The 3,565-nt window shown below is 68.9% G+C and carries 5 protein-coding genes; 4 read left to right on the top strand and 1 reads right to left on the bottom strand.

Going from position 1 to position 3,565, the window contains the following annotated elements:
* A partial coding sequence (locus VN520_RS10380) for an HAD family acid phosphatase (RefSeq protein WP_325746578.1) occupies nucleotides 1-667 on the top strand: 667 nt, incomplete at its 5' end.
* A gap of 372 nt (nucleotides 668-1,039) precedes the next feature.
* Here VN520_RS10380 and VN520_RS10375 read toward each other — a convergent pair.
* Entirely contained in the window at nucleotides 1,040-1,654 is a 615-nt protein-coding gene (locus VN520_RS10375; RefSeq protein WP_325746577.1) for a TetR/AcrR family transcriptional regulator, read from the bottom strand.
* A gap of 226 nt (nucleotides 1,655-1,880) precedes the next feature.
* Here VN520_RS10375 and VN520_RS10370 point away from each other — a divergent pair, with 226 nt between their 5' ends.
* The 3 genes from VN520_RS10370 (at nucleotide 1,881) to VN520_RS10360 (ending at nucleotide 3,437) form a co-directional block, all read left to right on the top strand.
* The gene (locus tag VN520_RS10370) at nucleotides 1,881-2,408 is read left to right on the top strand and encodes a DUF1269 domain-containing protein (RefSeq protein WP_325746576.1); all 528 of its coding nucleotides are present in this window, start codon (nucleotides 1,881-1,883) and stop codon (nucleotides 2,406-2,408) included.
* A gap of 165 nt (nucleotides 2,409-2,573) precedes the next feature.
* Entirely contained in the window at nucleotides 2,574-3,062 is a 489-nt protein-coding gene (locus tag VN520_RS10365) for a DUF6790 family protein (protein ID WP_325746575.1), read from the top strand.
* Nucleotides 3,063-3,185: 123 nt separating this feature from the next.
* Nucleotides 3,186-3,437 carry a hypothetical protein gene (locus VN520_RS10360; protein ID WP_325746574.1) on the top strand — a complete coding sequence of 84 codons (252 nt, stop codon included), beginning with the start codon at nucleotides 3,186-3,188 and terminating at the stop codon, nucleotides 3,435-3,437.
* Nucleotides 3,438-3,565 lie beyond the last annotated feature (128 nt).

The raw sequence follows: 3,565 nt of genomic DNA, 5'->3' as shown, positions 1-3,565 counted from the left end.
GGCGTGGGCACACGCGCCTGCCGGGTTCGGCCCGCCGCCGCCCGGGCAGCTGAGCCAGCCGCCCAACGTGGGGGACGCCAAGCTCGCCGCGACCGCCTATCACGACAGCGGCGCCTATGCGGCCGATCTGCAGGAGGTCGCGGACGACGCGCGGGAGTCGATCACCCGCCGGGTTCCCCGGGTCGAGAACCCGGCGGTGGTCTTCGACGTGGACGAGACGGCGCTGTCGAACTGGACGGTGATCCAGGCCAACGACTACGGGCGCTTCGTCAACGGGGACTGCGAGCTGCCCGACGGCCCGTGCGGGTGGCGGGCATGGGACCTCACGGCTCAGTCGCCAGCCATCGAGTCGACCCGCGAGGTCTTCGCCGAGGCGATCGAGCACGACGCCGCCGTCTTCTTCATCACCGGGCGCGATGAGACCCAGCGTGCCGCTACGGAGAAGAACCTGAGCGACGCGGGCTACGGCGGCTACACCGAGCTCGTCTTGGCCCCGACCGGCGTGCACTTCGCGTCGGCCGCCGACTACAAGGCCCCGCAGCGTGCCGCCATCGAGGCGGCCGGCTACACGATCGTCGCCAACGTCGGCGACCAGCCGTCGGACCTGGCAGGCGGGTACGCCCAGGCGACGTTCCTGCTGCCGAACCCCTTCTACCGCATCCCCTGACGACTGCCCCGGGTCGCGGTAGTCAGCCGATGTGGCTCCAGACCCCGCAGTCGTCGGTGGCGAAGGCGACGTCGGTTGGCAGGATTTCCGCGTAGACCTGCCCGGAGGGACGCACTCCGGTTGCGAAGCCTCGCCGATGTCATCACCCACCTGGGCGCCACCGGGCAGCTCGGTCTGCTCGATGCCACCGGAGTCGCCTGGCCCGACGCCAAGCGCGCTGGGCAGTCCGCGATAGAGACGCCCGTCGTCCGCTCCGCCGGATCGATGGCCGGCTTCCTCTGGTCCAGCAGCACCCCGACACCGCCCGGTTCGACGCGGTCGTATTCGGCAGCGCCTGTACGCCGGGCGCTGCCGAATACGACCGACGGTGGGTCAACCTTCGTTGAGCAGTGCCGACCGGTTGACCACCTGGTCGAGCAACACGTGGTCCTCGGGCCAGGGGAAGCGGGGATGCGAGGGAGGCAGTGCAGCCAGGCCGTGCAGGGCCATCCAGAGGACGACCGCGTCGGCTGCGGGGTCACGGCTGGCGGAGCGCCCCGCCGCCACGCACTCCTCGATGGTATCGACGAGCAGCTGGAACACCTCGGCTGCCTGCGCGGCCGCCCTGGGCACGGCGCTCGGCTGGTGCCGAGTGAACAGGATGCGGTAGGTCGCTGGCTGCTCGTGCGCATAGCGGACATAGGCCCCGCACCCGGCGCGGAGGCGCTCGACGGGATCGGCGATGCCGCGCATCGCGTCGGTGACGGCGGCGGCGAACTCAGCGAAGGCCTCACTGATCACCGCCTCGATGATTTCGCCGCGGTTGGCGAAGTGGCCGTACAGCGCCGGTGCCGTGACTCCTGCCTCCCGCGCGGTGGCCCGCAGGGTGACCGCGTCCTCCACGCCGCTGACCTCCAGGACCCGGCGTGCCGCCCGGACGACCTCAGCACGCAGCCTCGAGCCCTCTCCTCGGGGATTACGGAGGCGGGCCGCCTCGACGTTGCTCACCTACATCCTCCCGCCCCTTGACTTTACACCTGTTTAGTGGTGTTCTCTTCCGGCGTTACGACACAGCCGCCCGGTCGGCAGCGCACGCCGACCGTAGGAACGGGCGCACGCGAGGGTTGTTCCGCTTGAGCGACCTGCGCGTGCGGAGATCCCGCATCTCACTGCACCGGTCTCGTCCCTAGCAAGAACCCCGCCACCGACAGTCCGCAGACCTGGAGGTCCTCCAGTGGCCACCCTCAGCATCTGGAAGTTCCCTTCGGCCGAAGGTGCCGAAGACGCGCTGCGCACCTTGGCGCAGTTGCAGCGCGATCGCCTGATCACGGTCGACGATGCCTCCGTCGTGTCCTGGCAGCGCGATCGCCGCAAGCCCAGGACCTGGCAGGCGGGTGACCTGGCCGGACCGGGCGCCCTGTCCGGAGCGTTCTGGGGCCTGCTGTTCGGGCTGCTGTTCATGCTGCCCCTGGTCGGCATGGCGATCGGAGCGGCCAGTGGTGCCGCCGCCGGCTCGCTGTCGCGGATCGGCCTCAGCGACGAGTTCCTGCAGCGGGTGCGCGACCAGATCACTCCCGGGACCTCAGCGTTGTTCGTCCTCACCTCTGACGAGGTGATGGACCGGGTGGAGGAGGCGTTCGCCGGAACGTCCGCCGAACTCCTCGTGACCAACCTCAGCCGTGAGCAGGAGGAGCGCCTCCGGCACGCGTTCGACGCCGCAGGCGAGCACGCAGATGGTCCCGGCCTGTCGACGTCGTCCTGAAGCGTCAGCTCGGCTCAGGAGCGGTTGTTCCCGCCACAGATCCGACCACTCCGGTGTGGTCGGTGCCGCCCGCCTGGGTGCGCGTGGACGCCGGTGCACGTGGCTCCGCTCGATCGGAGGCGCAACGCGGAGCGCCTGCCGAGCAATGGGTTCCCCACAATCCCCGTGATTGGACGTGACGTGGTCGCCCTGTTCCCGCCTGCCTTGTTCATCATCGCCTGCGTCCTCGGCCTCGTCGGAGCAGATCCTCCTGGTGACAGCACGGGTTCGGGGCTCGCTGAGAGCCTGCTGCTTTGGACGCTGTACCTGAGCATCGGCTGGGCCGGGGTCGGCGCGGGACTGTCACACACCGTCTTCGCGAAGAGCACCGCCAAGTCGATCGGCTGGGAGACGAACAACTTCCAGTACGAGATCGGCTTCGCCGACTTCTCCACCGGTGTCGCCGCGATATACGCGGTGCACGTCGGGTCGCCCACTGCCTGGGCAGCCGTGGCGATCGCCGGTGGGTTGTTCAGGGTGCTGGCGGGGATCAACCACATTCGCGGCATCATCCGGGACAAGAACTACGCACCCGGCAACTCGTTGATCCTGATCGCCAACTTCGGGCCCCCCATCGTCATGCTGATCACCCTGCTCTCGACCGACATCCTCTAGACGAGGGGGCCTCTACGTCGACACCCGCGCCAACCAGAGGTTTGGCGGTTCATGTGCGTCCTGACACCGGCGCCGTAGTCAGCATCAAAGAGTTGACGTCCATCGAGTCAGTCGCCGGCAGCCGTGACCGCGACAATGGCGGGCTCGGCAGGCATCGGCACAAAACCCGTGTACGGATCCGACGTAGCCACCAGCGAGCCACCGACCTTTCCGGACGCCATCGGTCGTGACTACGGTCTGGGTGACGACGGTCTCGCGCTCATCCGCTCCGACGGTTACATCGGCCTGCTCGCCGACTGCACCGACCTGGATGTCCTGCGCGGCTGTCGTCAGGACGTTCTCCACACCCTGACGGCTTCCCATGGTCAACGCTGACACCGTGGCTCCACAATCCGACCTAGGACGGCCGTTCACCCGTATCTTGACCGCGGTCGCCGGAGAGCGGCCGAACGGAGTGCGGCGTTCCCGGCCGCTCGCCCTTGCCGCGGTGCACGAAGCGCAAG

The sequence above is a fragment of the Streptomyces sp. genome (genome assembly GCF_035563135.1).
Lineage (GTDB): Bacteria > Actinomycetota > Actinomycetes > Streptomycetales > Streptomycetaceae > Streptomyces.
The sequence above is the reverse complement of the archived record's forward strand: the minus strand, read 5'-3'. Positions and strand labels throughout refer to the sequence as shown.